Raw genomic sequence first — 22,475 nt, 5'->3', positions numbered from 1 at the left:
GATCCCTTCAAGGAGTGCCCGGAATGTCCCAGCAGCCCCCAGCCATGCCGACCCACCTGCGCGGGGCCCTCGACCTGTCCGCTTTCAAGCGGCCGGCGGGCCAGCCGGCGCAATCCGGACCAGCCGGCCAGGCGTCAGCCCAGGGCGCGCCGGCGGGGAGCTGGGTCCTGGACAACGCCGGCCAGGGTGACCTGCAGCAGCTGATCCAGCTCTCCTCCCGCGTGCCGGTCCTCGTCCACCTGGCAGCGCCCTCGAACCCCGCGAGCCAGCAGATCGACGATCTCGTGGCACCCGCCGTAGACGCCCGGGGCGGTCAGCTGATCCTGGCCAGAGTGGATGCCGAGGCCGATCCGCAGGTCCTCCAGGTCTTCGGGCTGGCCGCCGGGCCGGCCGTCGTCGCAATCCTGGCCGGTCAGCCGATCCCGGTCCTGAACCAGGCGGTTCCCGCCGACCAGCTCGAGCAGCTCCTGGACGAGCTGCTCGCCGCCGCCGCCCAGAACGGCGTCTCCGGCACAGTGCCGCCGTTGGCCCCGGCCCGCGAGTACGGCCAGGGCGCCGGCGGGTCCGCAGGGCACGACGCTCCGGCCGCACCGGCGCTGCCGCCGCTGCACCAGGAGGCCCAGGACGCGCTCGAGGCCGGCCAGTACGAGGCAGCCGAGGACGCCTACCGCAGGGCCCTGGCCGAGAATCCTGCCGATGCCGAGGCCAAGGTGGGACTCTCCCGCGCCGGGCTGTTCGCCCGGACCGCGGCCATGGACTCGAATGCCGTGCGGGAACGCGGCGCCACCGAGCCGGACGAGGTCCAGGCCCAGATCGACGTGGCCGATCTCGACGTGCTCGGCGGCCACGTGGAGGACGCCTTCAACCGACTGGTCCGCTTCATCGCCGGCCACCCGGGGCAGGAGCGGAACACCGCCCGTGAGCACCTCGTGGACCTCTACACCGTGGTGGGTGACCAGGACCCGCGCACCTCCGCGTCCCGCAAGGCGCTGGCCATGGCGCTGTTCTAAGCAGCCATCTCCTGACTTAAGTCATGGCCGGACTGGCCATGGCGCTCTCGTGGTCAGGGCCCGGCCCTTGCTAGCGTCAGGGGCATGAGCAATCCTGAGAGCTCCCTGTCCGCGCCGTTCCCGCCACAACAGCCCGGTGCCGTGCCGGATCCGGACACGGCGTTGGCCATCCGTGGCCTGGCCAAGCGCTTCGGGGAGAAGATCGCCGTCAACGGCATCTCCCTGGACGTGCCCGCCGGCTCGTTCTACGGACTGGTCGGACCGAACGGTGCGGGCAAGACCACCGCCATGTCCATGGCCACGGGACTGCTGCGCCCGGACCACGGACAGGTCTGGATCCACGGCACCGATGTCTGGTCGGAGCCGCTGACCGCCAAGCGGCGCATGGGCGTGCTCGCTGACGGCGTGCGCCTCTTCGACCGGCTCACCGGGGAACAGCTCGTCACATACTCGGGCCTCCTACGAGGGCTGGACCGGGACACGGTGGCCGAGCGCACGGCCGATCTGCTGCGGGTCATGGACCTCACGGGGGACGCCGGCAAGCTCGTGGTGGACTACTCGGCTGGCATGACCAAGAAGGTCGCGCTGGCCTCGGCCATGATCCATGCCCCGAAGGTCCTGGTCCTGGACGAGCCCTTCGAGGCCGTGGACCCGGTCTCCGCCGCCAACATCCGGGACATCCTGGCGCAGTTCGTGGAGTCGGGCGGAACGGTGATCGTCTCCAGCCACGTCATGGACCTCGTCCAGCGGATGTGTGACCACGTGGCCATCATCGCCCAGGGCAACCTGCTGTCGGCCGGGACCGTGGACGAGGTCCGCGACGGACAGAGCCTCGAGGACCGCTTCGTGGATCTCGTGGGCGGCCGTTCGACCGGAGAGGGGCTGTCATGGTTGCGCACCTGATCCGCATGAAGCTGGCCATCACGGTCAACGGGTGGAAGAAGAGCACCGGCCAGCTGGTGCTGGCCATCCTGCTGATGGCGTATCTCGCCTTCGTCCTCGTGATGTTGGGCGTCGGGGCCTCGTTCATGCCCGAACTCGAGACGGATGCCCGGGGCGCCATCCTCACGCTGGTGGGGGCCGTCGCCGTGCTTGGCTGGATCATCGTCCCCGTGTTCTTCACCGGTGTGGACCTGACCCTGGACCCGGCGAACTTCGCGACCTTCGGGGTCCCGTCCCGTCAGCTGGTCCTCGGCCTGGCCATGGCAGGACTCGCCACGATCCCCGGCGCGGCCACCGTCATCGGCTTCCTGCTGTCAACGCTCGCGTGGCGGGACCAGGCCGGCGCGATGCTGTTGGCAGTGCCGACCACCATCCTCGGGGCCGTCTTCTGCATCTGCATCTCCTACGCGGTGACCGGGCTGCTGGCCGGGATCACCGGACAGCGGCGGATCCGCGAGATCATGTCCATCGTCGCCTTCATCCCCTTGATGCTGGCCGGTGTCATCTTCGTCGGCATCGTCGAGTCCGTGGAGTCTGCCCTGGAGCAGCTGCCCGGCCTCGCGGCCATCATCGCCTGGACCCCGCTCGGCTCCTTCACCGGCGCACCCTGGGCGCTGGCCGAAGGGCGCCCACTCGAGGCCGTGGCCCAGGCCGTACTGTGCCTGGTGTGGGTGGCTGGGGCCCTGTGGCTCTGGCAGCTGGCCGTGAACCGCAGCTATGCGCAGGTGCGCGGTTCCGGCCCCGCCAGCTCGAAGACCAAGACCGGCGTGGGCCTGCTGGGCGTGTTCCCGGGGACGCCGGCCGGTGCCATCGCCGCCCGCTCGCTGATCTACTGGCTCAAAGACCCCCGCTACTCGGCCTCCCTCGTGGTGCTGCCGCTGCTGCTGGTTCTCTTCTGGTTCTTCGGCTATCAGTCCGGTGAATACGTCATGATCCTGGTCATGGGTCCCATCACCGGCTTCATGCTCGGCTACTCCATCTCCGCGGACATCAGCTATGACGGGTCGGCCTTCGCCCAGCACGTGACCGCCGGTGTCTCCGGCCGGGACGACCGCGTCGGCCGGATCGGCTCCCTGCTGGCGTGGGGGATCCCCGTGACGCTGCTGTTCACCGTCGCCACCGTGTGGATGGCCGGCCAATGGTGGCTGCTGCCCGGGCTGATCGGCGTCGGGATCGGCGCCCTGTTGACCGGGGCGGGTGTCTCCGCCTTGGTCTCAGCCCGGTTCATCTACCCAGTGCCGCCACCCGGTGCCAGTCCGTTCGCCACGCCTGAAGGCGGTGGCATGCGCATGATGCTTATCTCCCTCGGCGCCATGGTCGTGGTCGGTGCGCTCTGCCTGCCCGGCCTGATCCTCTACGTCGTGGCCCTGGTTACTGGCACCATGCTGCTGATGTGGATCACCCTCGTGGTGGGCCTGGGACTGGGGGTGTTCCTGCTCTGGCTGGGCATCCGGCTCGGGGCGAAGTGGTTCGACCGCTCCCAGGCAGAGACCTACCAGTCGGTGCTGGCCGCCACCGGCTGAATGACCCCTGACCTTGCCACTGACCTTGCCACTGACCTTGACCCCGTCCTTGTTCCTGCCCGCAGACTTGCCTCCACCCGGGTGCTGGGGCGGTAGACTGGTGGACATGAGTTTGCCTGCCGATCCTGACCCCCATCAGCCAGGCGCCCCGGGGGCTCCCGGCGGCCCCAGCAGCGGCGGAGCCGCGGTCCTCGACCGCCAGGAGCAGCTGCAGGAGGCTGAGCCGGGCGACCACGAGCGCTTCTCCCACTATGTCCGCAAGGAGAAGATCATGGAGTCCGCCGTCACCGGCGATCCCGTGGTGGCCCTGTGTGGCAAGGTGTGGACCCCGGGCCGGGACCCGGAGCGGTTCCCCGTCTGCCCGGAGTGCAAGGAGATCTACGACGGCCTGAAGTCCCCCAAGGACGGCAACTCCGGCGGGGACTCCGGCAAGGGCGGATCCGGCGGGGGACGGCGCGGCTGGTTCGGCGGCCGCGGCTGAGCCGCGGTGCTGTCCTGTCCTGCCGTGGTCTGCCCTGACCGCTCGTCTGTCCTGCGCGGTCTCCGTTGCTTTTCGCACCGATTGACCCCGCTTGACTGTTTGACCCCGCTTGACACCGTTTGACACCCGTCTTTCCCTGACCGCGCTCACGTGACGGACCGCGCCGAACCCGGCCGGCCGGCGTCGTGCCGATGATTCTCTGATCACGCGGTCCCGGACCGTTCCACGCATGACGATGTGCATGCCCACGCCCGCAAGGAGGCCTCCGAAGACCCGTGTCTGATCCTGTGACTGATCCTGTGACTGATGCCGTGCCCGGCGCCCTGTTCCACATCGGTGACGACCTGCCGCCGGCCCTGCCGGAGCGGGCTGCGTGGGGTACCGCCCCGAAACTGCGCCAATGGCAGCAGGAGGCCCTGGAGCTGTACCTGTCCCAGCAGCCACGGGACTTCATGGCGGTCGCCACCCCCGGCGCCGGCAAGACCACGTTCGCCCTGCGTGTGGCCAAGATGCTGCTGGAGGCCGGGACCGTCACCCGCATCACCGTCGTCGCGCCGACGGAGCACCTGAAGCGCCAGTGGGCGGACTCGGCCGCCCGCATCGGCGTCGCGATCGACCCCAACTTCAAGAACTCGGACGGACGGCACGGGGACGAGTACATCGGCGTCGCGCTGACGTACGCCCAGGTCGCCTCGAAGCCCGTCCTGCACCGCAACCGCACCGAGAACGCACGAACCCTGGTGATCCTGGACGAGATCCACCATGGCGGCGACGCCCTGAGCTGGGGTGACGGCATCCGTGAGGCCTTCGAGCCCGCCACCCGGCGGCTGTCCCTGACCGGTACCCCGTTCCGCTCCGACACGGCGACCATCCCGTTCGTCGAGTACGTGGAGTACGACGACGGCATCCGCCGCTCGAAGGCCGACTACACCTACGGCTATGGCCCGGCCCTGCGCGACCACGTGGTGCGTCCGGTGATCTTCATGGCGTACTCCGGTCAGATGCGCTGGAAGACCAGCACGGGCGACATCATGGAGGCCCAGCTCGGCGAGGCCGCCACCAAGGACATCACGGCCCAGGCCTGGCGGACGGCGCTCAACCCGGAGGGGGAATGGATCCCCTCGGTCCTGGCGGCGGCGGATCGTCGCCTCACCGAGGTGCGGCGCAATGTGCCCGACGCCGGCGCGCTCGTCATCGCGACCGACCACGAGGATGCGCGGGCGTACGCCGCGCAGCTGACGCGGATCTCCGGCGAGGAGGTCACGGTGGTGCTCTCGGACGACAAGGGGGCCTCGGACAAGATCGAGGAGTTCTCGGCCGGGACCCAGCGGTGGATGGTCGCCGTGCGCATGGTGTCCGAGGGCGTCGACGTGCCGCGGCTCTGCGTGGGCGTGTACGCCACGTCCACGTCCACGCCGCTGTTCTTCGCCCAGGCCGTCGGCCGCTTCGTGCGCTCCCGCAGGCGCGGGGAGACCGCCAGTGTCTTCCTGCCGTCGGTGCCGCAGCTGATGCTGCTGGCCAATGAGATGGAGGCCGAGCGGGACCACGCCCTGGACCGGCCCGAGTCCGCGGCCGGGGTGGACGGGCTGGAGGACCTGTCCCTGTCTCCGGAAGAGGACCTGCTGGCCGCGGCCAACCGGCAGGAGCGGGCCTCGGACTCCCTGACGAAGTCCGAGTTCAAGGCCCTGGAATCCCAGGCGTCCTTCGACAAGGTCCTGTTCGACGGCTCCGAGTTCGGCACCGGAGGGGCGATCGGTTCCGAGGACGAGCTGGACTTCCTCGGCATCCCGGGTCTCCTGGACGCCGAGCAGGTGGGAGAGCTGTTGCGCCAGCGCCAGGCCGATCAGCTCAAGCGCCGGCCCAGGACCAGCGGGAACGCAGCGGCGGACCAGGCACACCACGGTGCGGGCCCGGGGGCCGACCAGGTGGTGGACCACCGCCGCCTCAAGCAGATGAGGTCGGAGCTGTCCAAGAACGTCTCGGCCTGGTCGGCACGGTCCGGGACCCCGCACGGGATGATCCACAACCGCCTCCGCGAGATCAGCGGCGGGCCGGCCGTGCCCCAGGCAACGGCCGAGCAGCTGGAAACCCGGCTGAAGACCCTCCAGGGCTGGTTCGTCGGCCGGAAGTGACCTGGACGTGAGGACGCAGCGTTAGTCCGCCGTGCCGCCCCACACCTGCAGCACGGCGCCGTTCTCCTCCATGAGCTCCAGGGCCTCCTCGGACCGCTCCGGGTCCACGCCCGTCACGAGATCGGTGAACACGGAGGTGTCATAGCCGGCGTCGATGGCGTCCAGGACAGTGGCGCGGACGCAGTGGTCGGTGGCGATGCCGACCACGGTGACGGAGTTGATGCCCTCGGCCCGCAGCCAGTCATCCAGGCCCGGGGCGTCCTCCTCGACGGCCGTGGCAGCAGCGGCAGTGGCGCCGAAGGGGCCGGACGTGCCCTCGGGGGCGCCGGAGCGCACCATGTCCGGAACGCCGAGCTGGCCGTCGAAGCCGGAGTACGAGGCGTCGAAGCGGCCCTTGAGGAACTGGGCGTCGATGAACTCGGCGTCCAGCTCCGGATGCAGTTCGGCGCCGCCGGTTCCGGCGACGCAGTGCACGGGCCAGGTCTCGGTGTAGTCCGGCTCGGTGCCCTCGTCAGCGAAGTGGGGACCCGGGTCCACGTGCCAGTCGCGGGTGGCGACCACCGCGGCGTAGTCCTGGGCGTGCTCGTCCAGGAAGGCTGTGATCCGGCCGGCCACCCGGGCGCCGCCGTCGACGCCGAGGGCGCCGCCCTCACAGAAGTCGTTTTGCACATCCACGATGACCAAGGCGCGCATGGTGAAGTTCTTTCCTGTTCTGACGCGGGGGTGAAGCGGTGGTGGGAGAGACCCTCAGGCCTCGTTGAACACGGTCGGGATGACCGGTTCGCCGGGCTGCAGTCTACGCACAGCGGCGGGCAATTCCGCACGGGAGGCCCGGTGCCGGTCGGCCGCCCGGGTGACGGCGGCCGGTCCGGTCCAGCCGGGCTGGAGCTCACCATCGCGGACGAAGGCGTGCTGCAGTGGGCGGTCGTCGCCCTCGGACTCGGCCCGCTGGTTGACCGTGAGCAGTTCGGCGGTGGCGCGCCCCGACTGGTTGAGCCGGCGGACCGCGTGCTTGCGACCGCCCAGGGAATTCTTGCCGGAGGCGGCCTTGGCCACATCGATCCATTCGCCGTTGCCGTCCTGACGGCTGACGAGCTTGTAGACCATCGACGCCGTGGGGGCGCCCGAGCCGGTGACCAACCGGGTTCCCACGCCGTACGAGTTCACCGGCGCCGACTGCAGGTGGGCGATGGCGTACTCGTCCAGGTCCGAGGTGACCATGATGCCGGTCTCGTGGTTGCCGAGCTCGTTGAGCAGGGAGCGCACCCAATGCGCCTGCTCCACCAGATCACCCGAGTCCAGCCGCACGTTGCGCAGCTCCCGGCCGGCCACCTCGACGGCGGTGCGGACGCCGGACTCCACGTCGAAGGTGTCCACGAGCAGGGTGGTGTCCTTGCCCAGCGAGGCCACCTGGGCCTCGTATGCCTCGCGTTCGGAATCGTGTAGCAGGGTGAAGGAATGGGCAGCGGTGCCGACCGTCTCCAGGCCGTAGCGGATTCCGGCCGCGAGGTTGGAGGTGGAGGCGAAGCCCGCGATGACGGCCGCTCGGGCCGCGGCGACGGCGGACTCCTCATTGATCCGCCGCGAGCCCATCTCGATGCAGGGGCGGCCGTTGGCGGCGGAGGTCATGCGTGAGGCGGCCGAGGCCACCGCGGAGTCGTAGTTGAGCACGGACAGCAGGTAGGTCTCGAGGATGCAGGCCTCGGCGAAGGTCGACTCGACTTGGAGGAGCGGTGAATAGGGGAAGTACGCCTCGCCCTCGGCGTAGCCGTAGATGTTGCCGGAGAACCGGAAATCGGCCAGCCATTGCAGGGTGGTGTCATTGACCACCCGGTGGTCGGAGAGGAAATCGAGCTCCTCGGTGCCGAAGCGAAAGGTGGCCAGTCCCTCGAGCAGGCGCCCGGTCCCCGCCACCACGCCGTAGCGGCGGCCCTCCGCCAGGCGGCGGGCGAAGACCTCGAACAGGCTGCGGCGGTGTGCTGCCCCTGACTGGAGGGCAGCCTCCAACATGGTCAGTTCATAGTGGTCCGTGAACAGGGACGTCGGGAGCAGCCAACCGGCAGGGCCGGTGGAAATCTGGTCGGTCACGACTGACACCCTACAACTCCTGACTCCGCTTGGACGCCGGGTGCCGGGCGCTTGACGCCGAGCGCTGGGCGCCGTCCGCCGTAGAATGGCTGCCATGTTCTCGACCCTCAGTTCCCCTGGCAGTTCGCTTGGCAGCACCCCCGGGCTCTGGGATGGCACTCCCAGCGGTTCTCACCAGGACCGCCTGCGTGGTCTTCCGGGCGGACGGCCTGGGACCGGAACAGACGTCTTGGAGCGCGAGGAGACCTCTGCCGGGACCGCTGAGCGCACCGCCGCTGACCGGCCCTGGCAGGTGGTCGTGTGGAATGACCCCGTCAACCTCATGAGCTACGTCTCCTATGTGTTCCGGTCCTATTTCGGCTTCAGCCGCGCCAAGGCGGACAGCCTCATGCTCCAGGTCCACCAGGAGGGCAAGGCGATCGTCTCCTCCGGTGGCCGGGAGGAATCCGAACGCCACGTCCAGGCGATGCACGGTTACGGGCTGTGGGCCACCCTCCAGCACGAGCAGGGGGAGGGAGCCTGATGGCCCGTGCCTTCAAGAGCACGCCGAAGGGGTTCGTCGCCGACCTGGAGAAGGCCGAGCGGCGCCTGCTGCGGACCCTGTTCAAGGACGTGATCCAGATGCTGGACGTTGAACAGGAGGCATCCCCCTCGGCGCCCACGGGGTCTGCCTCCGATTCCGCGTCCGCATCAGCAACCCCATCCTCTTCAGACCCGTTCTGGGACATCGTCGCGGCATTGGGGCCTCTGGGAGCGGACGATGCCGGTGACGGCGAGGCGGCCGGCGTCGGGAATTCCATGGGTGCCGGCGAGAGCACTCCGGTGCGGGAGGCACCGCAGGACGAGGCCCTAGCGCGGCTGCTGCCGCCCGGGGTGCACGGCGACACCCCCGCCGAGCAGGCTGCCGCCGGGGAGTTCCGAGCCCTGACGGAGGATGGCGTCCGCCGGGCCAAGACGGCCGATCTCCAACGGGCGGTGGCTGCCCTGCAGGTCAACCCCGTGGTGCTGGACGAAGAGCACGCCATCGCCTTCAGCCGTGCCCTCAACGACGTGCGCCTGGTGCTCTCGGCCCGGCTGGGCATCGACACGGACGAGGACGCCGAACGGGTGCACGCGGTGGACGACTGGTCCGCCGCCCAGGATGTGGAGTCCTACATGGCGCTGTTGTACAACTTCACCACGTGGCTGCTCGAGACATTGATGCTGGCCCTGTCCACCCGGCTTCCCGACTGAATCGTGCTTGACTGCAGACTGCTGGATCTGCACCTGCTGACCTGCACCTGCTGGATCTGCACCTGCCGGCATGACACCCGCTGACCGAAGGACCCGCCCGACCATGACCAACACGCCCGTGCCGACGGCCCCCATCGGCGTCTTCGACTCCGGGGTCGGCGGGCTGACAGTCGCCCGCGCCATCATCGACCAGCTGCCCGGCGAACAGATCGCGTACGTGGGGGATACGGCCAACGGCCCCTATGGGCCGAGGACCATCGCCCAGGTGCGCGCCTTCGCGCTCGGCATCATGGACGAATTGGTCGACGCCGGCGTGAAGGTCCTGGTCATCGCCTGCAATTCCGCTTCGGCCGCCGTGCTGCGTGATGCCCGGGAGCGGTACACCGCCCGGTACGGGATTCCGGTGGTGGAGGTAATCCAACCGGCCGTGCGCCGTGCGGTCGCCGCCACGCGCAACGGGAGGATCGGGGTCATCGGGACCGAGGCCACGGTGAGCTCGAGGGCCTACGAGGACACCTTCGCCGCCGCGCCGCAGCTGGAGATCACCTCGGTGGCCTGCCCGCGGTTCGTCGAGTTCGTGGAGGCCGGCGTCACCACCGGGCCGGAGTTGCTGGCCACCGCCGAGCGGTACCTGGCCCCGCTCCAGGAGGCCGGCGTGGACACCCTGGTGCTGGGGTGCACCCACTATCCGCTGCTGACGGGCGTGATCTCGCTGGTGATGGGGGAGTCCGTCACGCTGGTCTCCTCTGCGGAGGAGACGGCCAAGGACGTGTACCGGGCGCTGGTCCGGCACGGTCTGGAGAGTCCGGCGGGTGGTCAGGCGGCTGGTCCGGCGGGTGGTGCAGCGGAGAAACCCGGTCACCGGTTCATGGCGACCGGCGATCCGCAGTCTTTCGAGACGCTGGCCCGTCGTTTTCTCGGGCCGGAGGTCGGCGGCGTGCAGCAGGTCGACCACATCTCCGAGAGGTACCCGACCGGAGTGCTGGCCCGGATCACCCCGGAGATGCTCTCGGCGGCCCAGGGCGCAAACGGACAGAGCGCAAGCGGGCAGGGCGGAATCGGACAGTACAGTGGTCCCAACGCAGGATCCCCCGTGCCGGCCTCAAGCCTGTCGAGCACGGGTCACCGGGGGATCGCCACGGACGAAAGGCCGGACGCAGGGTGAAGCTCACGATCATCGGAGCCTCAGGATCGTTTCCCGGTCCGGGCTCGCCGGCCTCGTGTTACCTCGTGACGGCTGAGGGGCCGGACCCGGATGGCGCCCCCGGCAGCCGGAAGACCTGGCGGATCCTGATGGACCTCGGCAACGGCGCCCTGGGCACGTTGCAGCGCTATATGGCTCTGGACGACATCGATGCGGTGCTGCTCTCCCACCTGCACCCGGATCACTGCATGGACCTCTGCGGACTGCATGTGGCCATCCGCTGGAACCCGTACGGCTGGAAGGGCATCCACGTTCCCGTGTACGGCCCCGCCGCCACCGCGGACCGCATGGCGACCGCCTACGGACTCGACCCTGACCCCGGCATGCATCCGGATTTCGACTTCCACCACTGGCAGGCGAACGTCCCCGTGACCGTCGGCCCCTTCACCATCACGCCGGTTCCGGTGCGCCACCCCATCGACGAGGCGTACGCCCTGCGCCTGGAGATCACCGAACCCGGCCCGGACGGGGAACCGGTGCACCGGGTGCTGACCTACTCCGGGGACACGGACACCTGCGACGGCCTGGTCGAGGCCGCCCGCGACGCCGATCTGTTCCTCTGCGAGGCCGCCTTCCAGGAGGGCCGCGACGACGGCATCGACGGCGTCCACCTCACCGGCCGGCGTGCCGGTCAGATGGCCACCGACGCCGGCGCCCGCCGACTGCTGCTGACCCACCTTCCCGTGTGGACCGATCCGCTGGCCGCTTCCATCGAGGCGCGGGAGACCTATGCGGGCGACCTCGCCGTCGCGGTCTCCGGGGTCACCTACCGGGTCTAGACCGCTCTGGCGTGTCTGGCGTGTCGGGCGTGTGTCCGGGAGGTCCGCCGCCCGACGTGCCCGATGTGCTCAAGCCCTGATTAACGCGTCCGGGCCCTCGGTAGGATGGCCTCCATGACCTCATCGACTTCCGGAGCTTCTGCCCTGCCCGAAAACAGCACGACCGGCACCTCGTCCACCGCGACCCGCCAGGACGGGCGCGCCGTCAACGAACTGCGTCCCATCAGCATCACCCGTGGCTGGTCCCGCCAGGCCGAGGGCTCCGCACTGATCGAGTTCGGCAACACCCGTGTGCTGTGCACCGCCTCTTTCACGCAGGGCGTCCCGCGCTGGCTCAAGGGCGAGGGCACCGGCTGGGTCACCGCGGAGTATGCGATGCTGCCGCGCGCCACGAACACCCGCTCCCAGCGCGAGTCCGTCAAGGGCAAGATCGGCGGCCGCACTCACGAGATCTCTCGCCTCATCGGCCGCTCGCTGCGCGCCATCATTGACCTCAAGGCCCTGGGCGAGAACACCATCGTGCTGGACTGTGACGTCCTGGAGGCGGACGGCGGCACCCGCACCGCCTCGGTCACCGGCGCCTACGTGGCACTCGCCGAGGCGATCGCCTGGGCCAAGGGGCAGGGAGTCATCCCGGCGTCCGCCCAGCCGCTGAAGGACTCCGTCGCCGCAGTGTCCGTCGGCATCATCGACGGTGTCCCCATGCTGGACCTGCCCTACGTGGAGGACGTCCGCGCCGAGACGGACATGAATGTGGTGGTCACCGGATCGGGCGACTTCGTGGAGGTTCAGGGCACCGCCGAAGGCGCACCGTTCAACCGATCCGAACTCGACTCCCTGCTCGACCTGGCCGTGGCCGGGTCCGCCGAGCTGGCCATCATCCAGCGTGAGACCCTGGCCGGCGAGCGGTGAGCGGCGGAGCAAGCGCCGCGTCCCAGCCCCGGCTCGTCCTCGCCACCCGCAACCAGGGCAAGCTGCGCGAGCTGCGTGAACTGCTCCGCGGACAGGTGCCCGGACTGGACGTCGACACCCAGGTCGTCGACGCTGCGTCCCTGGAAGCCCCAGACGTGGTGGAGGACGGTGTCACCTTCGAGGAGATTTCCCTCAAGAAGGCCCATGCCGTCGCCCGGCACACCGGGCTGGTGGCTGTGGCGGACGACTCCGGCCTGTCCGTGGAGGTCCTCGGGGGTGCCCCCGGGATCTTCTCCGCCCGCTGGGCCGGACGCCACGGGGATGATGCTTCCAACCTGCAGTTACTCCTGGACCAGATGGCGGACGTGAAGCCCGAGCACCGGAACGCCGCGTTCGTCTGTGCTGCCGCGGTGGCAACGCCGGCCGGCGAGGAGCATGTCGAACTCGGCTTCCTGGCCGGCACCCTGCTGACGGCGCCACGGGGCACGGGTGGATTCGGCTACGACCCGATCCTGCAGCCGCACGGCATGCACGTCTCCGTGGCTGAACTGGATCCCGAGGTGAAGAACTCCATCAGCCACCGTGGCACCGCCTTCCGGCAGCTGCTCCCCGAACTGGTGCGGTTGCTGGCCGGGTCACATGATGACGCGTCCGGCGGAGGGCGCTGATGGCGCTCGACTTCACGGCGCTGGACTTTGAGACGGCCAACGGCTTCCGCGGTTCGCCGTGTTCCGTGGGTCTCGTGCGGGTCCACAACGGCCAGCCGGTGGAACGCGCGTATTGGCTGATGAGGCCGCCGGCAGGCTTCGACCGGTTCGATGCCCGGAACGTGGGAATCCACGGCATCACGGCGGCGCAGGTGGCCGGCGCCCCGCGATTCGCCGAGGTGTTCGGGGACATGGCGGACTTCATCGGGTCCGACCCCCTCGTGGCCCACAACGCGGGCTTCGACCTCGGGGTCATCGAATCAGCTCTCGAGGTCTCCGGCCGAGACATCCCGCGCTTTGACTATGCCTGCTCCCTGGTGATGGCGCGGCGTACCTATGACCTGCCGTCCTACGCGCTGCCTGTGGCCGCCGTGGAGGCGGGGCATCCACTCGAGAACCACCACGATGCCCTCGCTGATGCTGAGGCCTGTGCCTGGATCATGATCGATGTGCTCGAGCGGCGGACGGCAGCCCGGTCGTCGGCTGGTCGGCAATCGGCTGATCCGCAGCTGATGGACCGACCGCTGCTGGAGCTTCCGGACGCCGGTGCGCTCCTCGCGACAGAGGGAGAATCGACGTCACCGGTCACAACGGGCTCGGCGGACACAGCGAGCAGAACACTGACCACGCGGTCCTCCACCGGGCTGCTGGAAGCGGGGCTGGCCGAGATCCTGGCCCTCGACGGGGTGCGGTTGCGGCAGCTGGAGGCTCGCAAGGCGGGAACCAGCCCGGAATCCCGTGCCACCCGGCAGGCCCGCGGGCTCGGGCCCGTCTTCGACTCCACCGTGGTGCTGCCGCACGCCGAACGGATGCCTGATTTGATGCACTGGCCGGATGAGGGGATCAACCCCGAGCCTGCCGCCGACGCAGACCCGGCTCATCCGCTGTATGGACACACCGTGGTGTTCACGGGCAACCTGGGCATGCCGAGGCAGGAGGCCAAGAACCGGGCCGCCGCGTGGGGCGCGCGGACAGGCAGCCGGGTCAACGCGCAGACCACCATGTTGGTCGTCGGAGACGGCTTCCGCGCTGAGGACCTCGGTGCGGCAACGCGCGGCGGGGCGATCGGGCACCGCAAGACGCGGGACGCACTGGCTCGCCGTGAGCAGGGTCAACAGGTGGAACTCGTCTCCGAGCCGGAGTACCTGCAGATGCTGGATGGCAATTGGCCCGACGCCGCGGTGTAGTGAAGTCTCGAAGCCTCGAAGCCTCGCAGTTACCAAGAGCCAGTTGCGCGCCCTGACTCCTCGCGTCGGCTCGGTCCACGCCTAGGCCCGCCAGTACCGGTTGCGCTGGGGCGTCCTGAACGGATCCAGATAGGGTGCGGGGATGAACCAGGGGACGCCGTCGTCTTCGACGCTGATGTCCCAGGAACCGCTGTGGACCGCGTGATGATGCCGGCTGCAGAGCAGCACCCCGTTGTCCACGCTCGTCGCTCCGCCGTGGGTCCACCACTGGATGTGGTGTACCTCGCACCATGGCGCGGGCATCGTGCAGCCGGGTGACGCGCATCCGCCGTCGCGGGCTGTGATGGCCCGGCGGAGCCGATGTGGAAAGAGCCGTTGGGTGCGCCCCACGTCCAAGACCTGCCCTGGGCCGCCCATGACCACGGGCAGGATGTCGGCGTCACAGGCGAGGGTACGGACGGTGTTGGGACTGATCGGACCGGTGAAGGCCGCCTCCGACCTGTAGGTGCCGAGGTCGAGTGGAAGCATGTCCGGCTCGTCGGGTGGGTCTGGTGGTTCTGGCGGTTTCGGTGCGTCGGCCGATCTGGATTCGGGCGGGGAGGTTCCGGCTGTGGAATCCTGGCTGCTCCCGACCTGACCGGCGAGTGTCTCGTAGTCGATGGTCACCATGACCAGAGGGCGGTTCCCGCCGGACGACGGCAGGCCGTTGCCCTCGACCAATGCCAATGCCCCCATGAGGGCGGAAGTCAGGCCGTCCAGTTGGCGCTGGTGACGGGACCGCCGGTCGACGGACATGACGTCGGCATCCGGCCAGAGGCCTGCTCCATCCGAGACGTCCTCGACAGGAACCTCCGACGAAGGGTTCTCCACCGAAGGAACCTCTGCGCCGTTCGTGGGGTCGACTTCGGCGCTGCCCGCTTCGCCAGCCTCGTAGGAGCTGCCTGCGGGCGTCTCCGCAGTTGTCCTCGCGCTGCTGGTGGGCGCTGCATCGCTCTGGAGAACATCGGTCTGCGCGCGGGGGTTGGTCGCGGCGCCGGCGATGGTGCTGAGGACCTCGTGCTGGAGGTCGTCCGCGGCGATCTTCCACAGGTGGAAGCCCCGACGCTTGCCTCGGTAGGAAAGTCCCTGCTCGACGGACGGGACGGCCTCGGACGGTTCTGCCCCATCCGGGTTGAGCGCGTGTTGGGCCCACTGACGCCAGCGGGTACAGGCATGTCGCATCAACTCCGGGTCCAGGACGGTGGCCTGGGCCGTCAGGGTCTCCTCGCCCCGGGACAGCCAATCCGCGGTCAAGGAGGGGTCTGCGTTCGTCGCCTCGGCATCCTTTTTCGTCTGGTCCAGGGCCGTGGAGATCAGGTCGAGAGTGCATGGGTCGAGATGCCCCTGCAGGAAGGCCTCGGCCAGGACGGGGTAGGCGGCACTGCGCTGGTGGCCAGTGATCTCTGGGACCGGCGGCTGGACCCGCTGGGCACGGTGGATGCGTCTGCGTGCCTCCGGCCGGGGAATCCGCAGGGTCTTCACCATCCAGTCCGGGGCGTCCCGAAACGGCTTGGCACCTCCAGGGATGCCGAGCAACGGCTCGCGGAGGGAACCCTCACCCATGGCATGGGCGGCATGACCGGCCAACGAAGTATGCACCGCTGTCAGAAGACGCCCCAGATCTTCGACCCGGCGGTGGATGACGGGTAGCGAACCGGAGGCGAAGGTCTCTGGTGCGGCCACGAAGTCGGGGCCGTGGGGTGACTCTCCCGGGGCAATCGGCGCGAGAGAGGTCAGCCCGGACCAGTCTGCATCAGTGGGTGGCGGGATCACGCGTTCGAAGGCATCGACCGTGGTGGGGCCGGACAGGCGTTCAGCCAGTAGCTCCAAAGCTTGGCGAGCGACATCAAGGACCTCCGGAGTGGCCCACTCGGCCAACTCGTCCAGGCCACGCGAGGGTTCGCTCTCCTCTGCTGTCATGCCGCCACCCTCCTTCCGCCCTGTCGCCGTCCCTCGTGCTAGTACATATATTCGATCATGTGGGACGGACGAGATAAGCACCCTCCACGGAAATGTGGATGACTGAGCGAGAAACTCAGGACTCCGGAGCGGACCCAGACGAAACCGGGGCTGAGCCGATGGCCAGTCCCTTCTCAGCGGCGGCCGTGCGGATCGCGTTGATGACGAGGTCGAGGGACGGCCGGCGTGTGGGGGTAGTGCGATAGGCGATGGAGACCGTCCTCATCACCGGTTCCTCCAGGGCGATGATGTCCACTCCGTCCGGGATCAGCTCCAGCGCGAGATCGGACACCAGTGTCACCCCGAGGCCGCCGGCGGCCATGGCCAGGGCGGTGGGCTGTTCGGCCACGGTGTGGACGATCCTCGGGTCGAAGCCCTTCTGGTGGCAGGCGATGCGGACCGCATGGCCGAAGTGGTCGCTCTCCCGGGCCAGGATCCACGGATAGTCGGCCAACTGGGCCAGCCGCACCGTCTCGGAGGGGATCATCCCGGTGGGCACGGCGGCGTGGAGCCGCTCCACGGCGATGACCGTCCGGGTCAGGTTGGGGTCCCAGGTCACCGGAGTCACCGAGTAGTCGATGACGAAGGAGAAGTCCAAGGTTCCGTCCTTGACCGCACCCGCCGTCTGCTCGGGGTCCAACTCCACGGTGCGGACCTCGATACCGGGATACCTCACCGCCAGACTGGACAGGGCCTGCGGCACGAGGCTGGAGGCAACGGACGCCCACACACCCGCGGTGAGGCGTGCCGTCACGCCGTTCTGAGCCTGCTCCAGGGCCATCGTCGCCCGGTCCACCGAGCCGAGGATCTGTTCGGCATGTTCGGCGAGGACGAGCCCGAGGTCGGTGAGCAGCAGCCGGCGGCCATGCCGCTCCACGAGCCGGGCGCCGACGTCGCGCTCCAGCTGGGCCAACTGCTGGGAGATGCCGGACGGGCTGTAGTGAAGGGCGGCCGCGACGGCGGTCACGGTGCCGCGCAGGTGCAACTCCCGCAGCATCCTCAGCCGACGCAACGACAACTCCATGCGCGTCAGCATAGGGGCGGGCCGCCATGGCGGGGGAGACCTTGCAGTCCCGGTGCACGGCATCGTGCAGGAACCGGCGATAGACGCCAACGGCAACCCCCTCCACGCTGGGAGTACGAGCCGGAGCCGATCCGGCGGGAACCGAACATTCACCGAAGCACGCACCGGAGCACACGCCGGAGGGCGAATCGCTGCGGGACCAACCGTGAACTCGATGGAGGTGGCGGGTATGACCCTGATCCAGAACCCTGATGGCAACCGAACGCACTATGGCACGAGTGGACCGGTACGCAGCACCCGGCCAGAAACCCTGCCCGGCACCAGGCCGGAGGCCCCGCCCAGGAACCCGTCGGGGGAGCCGTTCACGCGTCCAGACCCCTTCGACCGTCCACCGGAGCATGAGATCGCGTGGACCGATCCGGTCACCGGTTCCCGGGGATGGCTCGTGGTGCACACCCTGGTCGGGGGCATGGCCACGGGAGGCACCCGCATGCGAGCCGGCTGCACCCGGGACGAAGTCGCCGACCTGGCACGCTGTATGGCCACCAAGACCGCGGCGTTCGGCCTGCCCGTCGGCGGGGCCAAGGCGGGCGTCGACTGCGATCCGCGGGACCCGGACGCGCTCGGCGTGCTGGAGCGGTTCTTCGCGCACATGCGGCCGTGGCTGGAGAACTCCTGGGTCACCGCCGAGGACCTCGGCGTCTCCCAGTCGGACCTCGACGCAGTCTTCACCCGGCTGGGGTTGGACCAGTCCTTCCACGCCGCCATCCGGCGCTCGCCGGACCCGGCCGCCACTCTGGACCGCGTCCGCGCAGGTCTCGAGACCGTGGACCGGGACGGCCTGCCGCTGGGGGACGTGATCGGTGGCTACGGGGTGGCACAGGCCTGCCTGGGGACGGCGGCCGCCCTCGGATGGGAACCCACGCGGACCACGGTGGCCATCCAGGGCATCGGCACCATGGGCGGCGGGGCCGCCTGGTACCTGCACGAGGCCGGTGTCCCCGTGACCGCGATCGCCGACGCCGCCGGCACCCTGTTCTGTCCCCGCGGCCTGGACATCCCGGCCCTGCTGGCCGCCCGCGACCACTACGGCGAGATCGATCGGGCGACCGTACCGTCCGGCGTCGAGCTGCTGCCGCGCGAGGCGGTGCTCGCGGCACCCGCGGACATCCTCGTCCCGGCGGCGGTCTCCTATGCGCTGGGGGTCGGGTCCGTGGCGGACGTCGCGGCCCGGGCGGTGGTCGAGGCAGCGAACTCACCCACGACGCCGGACGCGGAGGAACGCCTGGCCGTGCGCGGGATCCCGGTGATCCCGGATTTCGTGGCCAACGCCGGGGCGGCGGCCTGGGCCTGGTGGCTGCTGCAGGGGCAGGTGGGCACGGATCCCGAGGACTCGTTCCGCCGCCTGCGGCAGGAGATGCAGGGCAAGGTGGCCTACATGCTCACGGAATGGAGCGGCGCGAGGGTGAGCCCCCGGCGCAGTGCCTGGGGATTCGCCAGCGCCAACCTGGAGGCGCTCGCCGGTCGCCAGATCACCATTCCCTAGCCGCAGCGGGCGCTGCCGTATCAGGCACCGCCGCAGCAGGCACCGCCGGCACCACTACACCCGCGTGAACAACGCGCCCAGCCGGTCCGAGACCACTGACGATCCGGCCAGCCGGAGACCGTGCCAGACCGTGACCTGGTTGGCCGTGAGGACGGGCTTGCCCAGCCGGTCCTCGATTGCAGTCAGCACGTCCAGGGTGTGCATGGCCGTGTCCGGGATGAGCAGGGCTTCAGCGGCCGGATGGTCGTTCCGCAGGGCCAGATCCATCACCCGGGCGCCTTCCAGGGAGCCCACCTCCGCCGCCGTGTCGATCCCGGCACTGCCGCGGGCCACCACCTCGATCCCCGAGGCCGCCAGGAAGTCGGTGAAGAGCACCGCCACCTCCTCCGGATAGCTGGCCGCCACAGCCACCCGTCCCACGCCGAGCGCGGCCACGGCGGCCACGAACGACTGCGACGTGCTCGCCGCCGGCACCCCGGCCACCTCGGCCAGCCGGTCGGCCTGCTGGCGAACACCCTCATGGCCGTAGACGAAGCTGCCGGACGTGCAGGCCCACATCACCGCGTCCACCGGGCCAACCGGGTCCGCTGCCACGGCCGCGTGCAGCCGCGAGACCCCCTCCGCGAGCTTCTCCGGGCTACCCAGATCGAGGAGTTCGGGAACCGCGTGGAGGTCGGTGCCGTAGATGTGCACGACCGGCAGGCGCACGCCGAGCCAGCCTGCCGCCGTCGGGTATTCATCCTCGGCCGCATGATCCGGGTAGATGATGCCGATGGTGGTCATGAGGGGGATTCCTCTCGGAAGACGTCGGCCAGCCAGCGGCCCGGGCCGACCATCGGCAGGCCCATGCGGCCGAGACAGGCCCAGACGGTCAATTGGTTCGCGGTCAGGACGGGCTTGCCGAGCCGGCGCTCCAGCGGTTCGACGATGTCGTAGGTGGGCAGGTTGGTGCAGGAGACGAAGACGGCCTCGGAGTCGGGGGTGTCGGCCGCGAGGATGAGCTCGGCCACGGTGCGGTAGTTGACCCGCCAGATCCCGCCGCCCAGGCCGAGGTAGTGGCACTGCGGCACGGCCACCCCGAGTTCGCCGAGGAAGGCGACCAGGCGGTCCGTCAGGTCGGCGTCATAGGGGGTGATCACCGAGACCCGCCGCAGCCCCAGCGCCCGCACGGCCTCCGCCAGCGCGCCGGAGGTGGTGACGGCGTCGGGAGCTCCGGCCTCCAGGATGGACCGGCGGAGTTCGGACTCGTACCCGAGCCCGTGGATGAAGCTGCCCGAGGTGCACAGGTAGGCCACGACCTCCGGATCCACACCGAGCACGTCCCGGGTGGCCGATTGCACGTGCCGCTTCTCGGAGACGAGTTCGGCCATCTCCAGGCTGACCGGGACCGGCTCGAAGGGCGTCCGGGCGAGGTGGAGGCTGACGTCCAACGGCGTCCACCGCCACAGTTCCCGCTCCAGGGCCAGGTCGAAGGGGGCGATCACGCCGATGCCGCGTTGGGTCACGGGACCGTCGAAGTCGATGTCTGACAGGTCCACTGCCGCCCCCGCTCTCTGCCACGTCGAACTGCCACGTCGATCTGCCGAGTTGATGATGGGCTGAATCATAGGGGCGTCACCGTCCTCGCGACCATGGGCCGGTCACGACGCGTGGGCCCTTCCATCCGCGCAGATCAAACCCCCATAATGCGGGGACGTGACGGCCGCGAACCCGAGCGTCCGCGAAGCCGTCCGCACGATGTCACCGAACACCATGTCACCTACCGGGAGCTGCAGATGGACCCCACCCAGATGACCGCCGTCGAGCTCGTGGCCGCGTATGGGAGCCGGTCACTCTCGCCCGTCGAGGCCACCACCGCGATCCTGGACCGGATCGGGACGGCAGACGGAGACCTCGGGGCCTACTGCCTCGTGGATGGTGACCGCGCCCTGGACCAGGCCCGCGCGTCCGAGGCCAGGTGGCTCAGTGACCATCCCCAGGGGCTCCTGGACGGCGTGCCGGTCTCCATCAAGGACATCTTCCTGACGGACGGCTGGCCCACCCTGCGGGGTTCCCGGTCCATCGACCCGGACCAGCCGTGGACGGTGGACTCGCCCGTCGCGGCCCGGCTCCGCGCGGACGGCATGGTCTTCCTCGGCAAGACCACGACGCCGGAGCTCGCCTGGAAGGCGGTCACGGACAGTCCGCTGACGGGCATCACCCGCAACCCCGCCGATCCGCGGTTGACCGCCGGCGGCTCCTCCGGTGGTTCTGCCGCCGCGGTGGCCGCTGGGATGGGGCCGTGCTCCGTGGGGACCGACGGCGGCGGCAGCGTCCGCATCCCCGCCTCCTTCTGCGGCATCGTGGGCTTCAAGCCCACCCACGGACGGATCCCGCTGTACCCGGCCAGCCCGTTCGGTCCGCTGGCCCATGCCGGGCCGATGACGCGCACGGTGGAGGACGCGGCCCTGATGATGGACATCCTGGCGCTACCGGACCCCCGGGACCCCACCTCGCTGGCACCGCCGCAACGGACCTACCGCGGAGAGTTCAACCGGGAGGTGGCCGGACTGCACGTGGCCTACTCGCGTGACCTCGGCTACGCGAACGTGGACAGGGAGGTCGCGGCCGTCGTGGACGCGGTGGTGCGGCGGATCGACGAGGCGGGACTGCCCGTCACCGAGGCCGATCCCGGCTTCACCGATCCGATCGAGGCCTTCGAGGTGTTGTGGGCCAGCGGAGCCGCGACCCTGCTGGACACGATGGCCGCCACCTCGCCCGGCACCCGGGAGAAGGTCGACCCGGGCCTGGGCCGGGTGTGGGACCGGGGGGAGCGGATCAGCGCGGTCGAGTACCTCCGTGCCCGGGACGTCGCCGCCCAGGCGGGGATCACGATGGGCTCCTTCCACGAGGAGCACAACGTGCTGCTCACCCCCGCCGTGGGGATCCCGGCGTTCGAGGCCGGGCACGAGGTCCCGCCCGGCAGCGGACTGGAACGTTGGCCGCAGTGGGCGACGTTCAGCTTCCCGTTCAACCTCACCCAGCAGCCGGCCATCAGCATCCCCGTGGGCGTCACCGCCGCCGGACTGCCCGTGGGGCTGCAGATCGTGGGTCCGCGGCACTCCGATGACCTCGTGCTGGCCGTCGCACGGTTCGTGGAGTGGCTGCTGGAGCAGTAGCCCCTACTCGCGCTCGAACACCAGCCGCTCGCCGGCGAATCCGTTCCGCCACAGGTCGTTGCAGGCCGCGGCCATGGCCTCGAGCCCGGTGCCGCCCGCTGAGCCGTCCGGGCCGTCCGGCCCGGCCACGACCGTGCCGAACACGTTGCCCGGGACCCAGCCGACGTCGCCGTTGAGGAGCAGGTTGTTCCGGTCGTAGAACAGGGCCAGGTCCGTGGCACCTCCCTGTGAGCCGGCCTCATGGGCGGTGGTGCCGGGCGCATAGCCGTAGGCGGGGTTGCCGATCTCCCAGGGCTCGAAGTCGAACAGGCACACGTCCCCGGGGATCGGCGTGACCGTGGGGTTCTCCCGCCGGGGCGCCGCCGTGATACGGGGCAGCAGGGCGTACACCTCGTTGCGGGCGAACTTGGCGTGATAGGCGTCCCCGGCCAGCGGGAGGGCCTCCCAGACGGCCGCACACGTGGCCGGAGCGAGGTCGTCGAGCAGCCGGACGCGGCAGGAGACCTGGCGGGTTGCGAGTGTGAGGATGAGGTGGCGTGGCATCTGAATCC

General features: G+C 69.8%; 21 protein-coding genes. 14 read left to right on the top strand and 7 right to left on the bottom strand.

The features are described from left to right. The first annotated feature begins 23 nt into the window (after positions 1 to 23). From ACFFIO_RS09250 to ACFFIO_RS09230, 5 genes are all read left to right on the top strand, one after another. Complete coding sequence (locus ACFFIO_RS09250) at positions 24 to 1,010, top strand: co-chaperone YbbN (RefSeq protein WP_378041282.1); 987 nt, start codon at positions 24 to 26, stop codon at positions 1,008 to 1,010. A gap of 84 nt (positions 1,011 to 1,094) precedes the next feature. Beyond that, on the top strand, positions 1,095 to 1,913 hold the full coding sequence (locus tag ACFFIO_RS09245) for an ABC transporter ATP-binding protein (RefSeq protein ID WP_378041281.1): 819 nt from the start codon (positions 1,095 to 1,097) through the stop codon (positions 1,911 to 1,913). Beyond that, a complete protein-coding gene (locus ACFFIO_RS09240; RefSeq protein WP_378041280.1) occupies positions 1,898 to 3,475 on the top strand; it encodes a hypothetical protein in 1,578 nt (525 codons plus the stop codon). The genes ACFFIO_RS09245 and ACFFIO_RS09240 overlap by 16 nt, the downstream gene beginning before the upstream one ends. 106 nt (positions 3,476 to 3,581) lie before the next feature. Continuing rightward, positions 3,582 to 3,956 (top strand): DUF3039 domain-containing protein, encoded by a 375-nt coding sequence (locus ACFFIO_RS09235; protein ID WP_378041279.1) that lies wholly within the window; start codon positions 3,582 to 3,584, stop codon positions 3,954 to 3,956. A 311-nt stretch (positions 3,957 to 4,267) separates the two neighbouring features. Beyond that, on the top strand, positions 4,268 to 6,088 hold the full coding sequence (locus ACFFIO_RS09230; protein ID WP_378041569.1) for a DEAD/DEAH box helicase: 1,821 nt from the start codon (positions 4,268 to 4,270) through the stop codon (positions 6,086 to 6,088). A 21-nt stretch (positions 6,089 to 6,109) separates the two neighbouring features. Here the strand turns inward: ACFFIO_RS09230 and ACFFIO_RS09225 are convergent, their stop codons facing one another. Then, positions 6,110 to 6,781 carry an isochorismatase family protein gene (locus ACFFIO_RS09225; protein WP_378041278.1) on the bottom strand — a complete coding sequence of 224 codons (672 nt, stop codon included), beginning with the start codon at positions 6,779 to 6,781 and terminating at the stop codon, positions 6,110 to 6,112. 54 nt (positions 6,782 to 6,835) lie between these two features. After that, positions 6,836 to 8,164, bottom strand: a complete 1,329-nt coding sequence (locus ACFFIO_RS09220; RefSeq protein ID WP_378041567.1) for a nicotinate phosphoribosyltransferase — start codon at positions 8,162 to 8,164, stop codon at positions 6,836 to 6,838. A gap of 241 nt (positions 8,165 to 8,405) precedes the next feature. On the opposite strand from ACFFIO_RS09220, the gene clpS reads away from it, so the two are divergent. From clpS to ACFFIO_RS09185, 7 genes are all read left to right on the top strand, one after another. Continuing rightward, entirely contained in the window at positions 8,406 to 8,699 is a 294-nt protein-coding gene (gene clpS, locus ACFFIO_RS09215) for an ATP-dependent Clp protease adapter ClpS (protein WP_378041565.1), read from the top strand. Continuing rightward, a complete protein-coding gene (locus ACFFIO_RS09210) occupies positions 8,699 to 9,409 on the top strand; it encodes a DUF2017 family protein (protein WP_378041277.1) in 711 nt (236 codons plus the stop codon). Before clpS ends, ACFFIO_RS09210 begins: the two co-directional genes overlap by 1 nt. A 103-nt stretch (positions 9,410 to 9,512) precedes the next feature. Beyond that, on the top strand, positions 9,513 to 10,574 hold the full coding sequence (gene murI / locus ACFFIO_RS09205) for a glutamate racemase (RefSeq protein WP_378041276.1): 1,062 nt from the start codon (positions 9,513 to 9,515) through the stop codon (positions 10,572 to 10,574). Continuing rightward, on the top strand, positions 10,571 to 11,392 hold the full coding sequence (locus ACFFIO_RS09200; RefSeq protein WP_378041275.1) for an MBL fold metallo-hydrolase: 822 nt from the start codon (positions 10,571 to 10,573) through the stop codon (positions 11,390 to 11,392). The genes murI and ACFFIO_RS09200 overlap by 4 nt, the downstream gene beginning before the upstream one ends. A 114-nt stretch (positions 11,393 to 11,506) precedes the next feature. Beyond that, positions 11,507 to 12,304 carry a ribonuclease PH gene (rph, locus tag ACFFIO_RS09195; RefSeq protein ID WP_378041274.1) on the top strand — a complete coding sequence of 266 codons (798 nt, stop codon included), beginning with the start codon at positions 11,507 to 11,509 and terminating at the stop codon, positions 12,302 to 12,304. Continuing rightward, the gene (rdgB, locus tag ACFFIO_RS09190) at positions 12,301 to 12,972 is read left to right on the top strand and encodes an RdgB/HAM1 family non-canonical purine NTP pyrophosphatase (RefSeq protein WP_378041273.1); all 672 of its coding nucleotides are present in this window, start codon (positions 12,301 to 12,303) and stop codon (positions 12,970 to 12,972) included. Before rph ends, rdgB begins: the two co-directional genes overlap by 4 nt. Continuing rightward, positions 12,972 to 14,198: a 3'-5' exonuclease gene (locus ACFFIO_RS09185; protein ID WP_378041272.1), complete on the top strand. Its 1,227-nt coding sequence runs from the start codon at positions 12,972 to 12,974 to the stop codon at positions 14,196 to 14,198. Before rdgB ends, ACFFIO_RS09185 begins: the two co-directional genes overlap by 1 nt. A gap of 81 nt (positions 14,199 to 14,279) precedes the next feature. Here the strand turns inward: ACFFIO_RS09185 and ACFFIO_RS09180 are convergent, their stop codons facing one another. Together ACFFIO_RS09180 and ACFFIO_RS09175 are read right to left on the bottom strand one after the other, a co-directional pair. Further along, positions 14,280 to 16,157 (bottom strand): HNH endonuclease signature motif containing protein, encoded by a 1,878-nt coding sequence (locus ACFFIO_RS09180; protein WP_378041271.1) that lies wholly within the window; start codon positions 16,155 to 16,157, stop codon positions 14,280 to 14,282. Positions 16,158 to 16,272: 115 nt separating this feature from the next. Then, positions 16,273 to 17,220, bottom strand: a complete 948-nt coding sequence (locus ACFFIO_RS09175; protein WP_378041270.1) for a LysR family transcriptional regulator — start codon at positions 17,218 to 17,220, stop codon at positions 16,273 to 16,275. A gap of 229 nt (positions 17,221 to 17,449) precedes the next feature. Here ACFFIO_RS09175 and ACFFIO_RS09170 point away from each other — a divergent pair, with 229 nt between their 5' ends. After that, positions 17,450 to 18,766, top strand: coding sequence for a Glu/Leu/Phe/Val dehydrogenase dimerization domain-containing protein (locus ACFFIO_RS09170; RefSeq protein WP_378041269.1), 1,317 nt, complete (start codon positions 17,450 to 17,452; stop codon positions 18,764 to 18,766). Between the two features lie 54 nt (positions 18,767 to 18,820). Here the strand turns inward: ACFFIO_RS09170 and ACFFIO_RS09165 are convergent, their stop codons facing one another. Both ACFFIO_RS09165 and ACFFIO_RS09160 read right to left on the bottom strand, forming a co-directional pair. Further along, positions 18,821 to 19,549, bottom strand: a complete 729-nt coding sequence (locus tag ACFFIO_RS09165; RefSeq protein WP_378041268.1) for a maleate cis-trans isomerase family protein — start codon at positions 19,547 to 19,549, stop codon at positions 18,821 to 18,823. After that, positions 19,546 to 20,304: a maleate cis-trans isomerase family protein gene (locus ACFFIO_RS09160; RefSeq protein ID WP_378041267.1), complete on the bottom strand. Its 759-nt coding sequence runs from the start codon at positions 20,302 to 20,304 to the stop codon at positions 19,546 to 19,548. Before ACFFIO_RS09160 ends, ACFFIO_RS09165 begins: the two co-directional genes overlap by 4 nt. A 147-nt stretch (positions 20,305 to 20,451) precedes the next feature. On the opposite strand from ACFFIO_RS09160, the gene ACFFIO_RS09155 reads away from it, so the two are divergent. Further along, positions 20,452 to 21,924 (top strand): amidase, encoded by a 1,473-nt coding sequence (locus ACFFIO_RS09155; protein WP_378041266.1) that lies wholly within the window; start codon positions 20,452 to 20,454, stop codon positions 21,922 to 21,924. Positions 21,925 to 21,927: 3 nt separating this feature from the next. Here the strand turns inward: ACFFIO_RS09155 and ACFFIO_RS09150 are convergent, their stop codons facing one another. Next, positions 21,928 to 22,467, bottom strand: coding sequence for a DUF3830 family protein (locus ACFFIO_RS09150; protein ID WP_378041265.1), 540 nt, complete (start codon positions 22,465 to 22,467; stop codon positions 21,928 to 21,930). Positions 22,468 to 22,475: the final 8 nt, after the last annotated feature.

It is taken from the genome of Citricoccus parietis (genome assembly GCF_042433045.1).
Taxonomy (GTDB): Bacteria; Actinomycetota; Actinomycetes; order Actinomycetales; family Micrococcaceae; genus Citricoccus; species Citricoccus parietis.
The sequence above is the reverse complement of the archived record's forward strand: the minus strand, read 5'-3'. Positions and strand labels throughout refer to the sequence as shown.

What these genes read in the sequence shown, in the direction of transcription:
- ACFFIO_RS09250 (WP_378041282.1), top strand. Translation starts at nt 24, where the DNA reads ATGTCCCAGCAGCCCCCAGCCATGCCGACCCACCTGCGCGGGGCCCTC.
- ACFFIO_RS09245 (WP_378041281.1), top strand. Translation starts at nt 1,095, where the DNA reads ATGAGCAATCCTGAGAGCTCCCTGTCCGCGCCGTTCCCGCCACAACAG.
- ACFFIO_RS09240 (WP_378041280.1), top strand. Translation starts at nt 1,898, where the DNA reads ATGGTTGCGCACCTGATCCGCATGAAGCTGGCCATCACGGTCAACGGG.
- ACFFIO_RS09235 (WP_378041279.1), top strand. Translation starts at nt 3,582, where the DNA reads ATGAGTTTGCCTGCCGATCCTGACCCCCATCAGCCAGGCGCCCCGGGG.
- ACFFIO_RS09225 (WP_378041278.1), bottom strand. Translation starts at nt 6,781, where the DNA reads ATGCGCGCCTTGGTCATCGTGGATGTGCAAAACGACTTCTGTGAGGGC.
- ACFFIO_RS09210 (WP_378041277.1), top strand. Translation starts at nt 8,699, where the DNA reads ATGGCCCGTGCCTTCAAGAGCACGCCGAAGGGGTTCGTCGCCGACCTG.
- murI (WP_378041276.1), top strand. Translation starts at nt 9,513, where the DNA reads ATGACCAACACGCCCGTGCCGACGGCCCCCATCGGCGTCTTCGACTCC.
- rph (WP_378041274.1), top strand. Translation starts at nt 11,507, where the DNA reads ATGACCTCATCGACTTCCGGAGCTTCTGCCCTGCCCGAAAACAGCACG.
- ACFFIO_RS09185 (WP_378041272.1), top strand. Translation starts at nt 12,972, where the DNA reads ATGGCGCTCGACTTCACGGCGCTGGACTTTGAGACGGCCAACGGCTTC.
- ACFFIO_RS09180 (WP_378041271.1), bottom strand. Translation starts at nt 16,157, where the DNA reads ATGACAGCAGAGGAGAGCGAACCCTCGCGTGGCCTGGACGAGTTGGCC.
- ACFFIO_RS09175 (WP_378041270.1), bottom strand. Translation starts at nt 17,220, where the DNA reads ATGGAGTTGTCGTTGCGTCGGCTGAGGATGCTGCGGGAGTTGCACCTG.
- ACFFIO_RS09170 (WP_378041269.1), top strand. Translation starts at nt 17,450, where the DNA reads ATGACCCTGATCCAGAACCCTGATGGCAACCGAACGCACTATGGCACG.
- ACFFIO_RS09165 (WP_378041268.1), bottom strand. Translation starts at nt 19,549, where the DNA reads ATGACCACCATCGGCATCATCTACCCGGATCATGCGGCCGAGGATGAA.
- ACFFIO_RS09155 (WP_378041266.1), top strand. Translation starts at nt 20,452, where the DNA reads ATGCGGGGACGTGACGGCCGCGAACCCGAGCGTCCGCGAAGCCGTCCG.
- ACFFIO_RS09150 (WP_378041265.1), bottom strand. Translation starts at nt 22,467, where the DNA reads ATGCCACGCCACCTCATCCTCACACTCGCAACCCGCCAGGTCTCCTGC.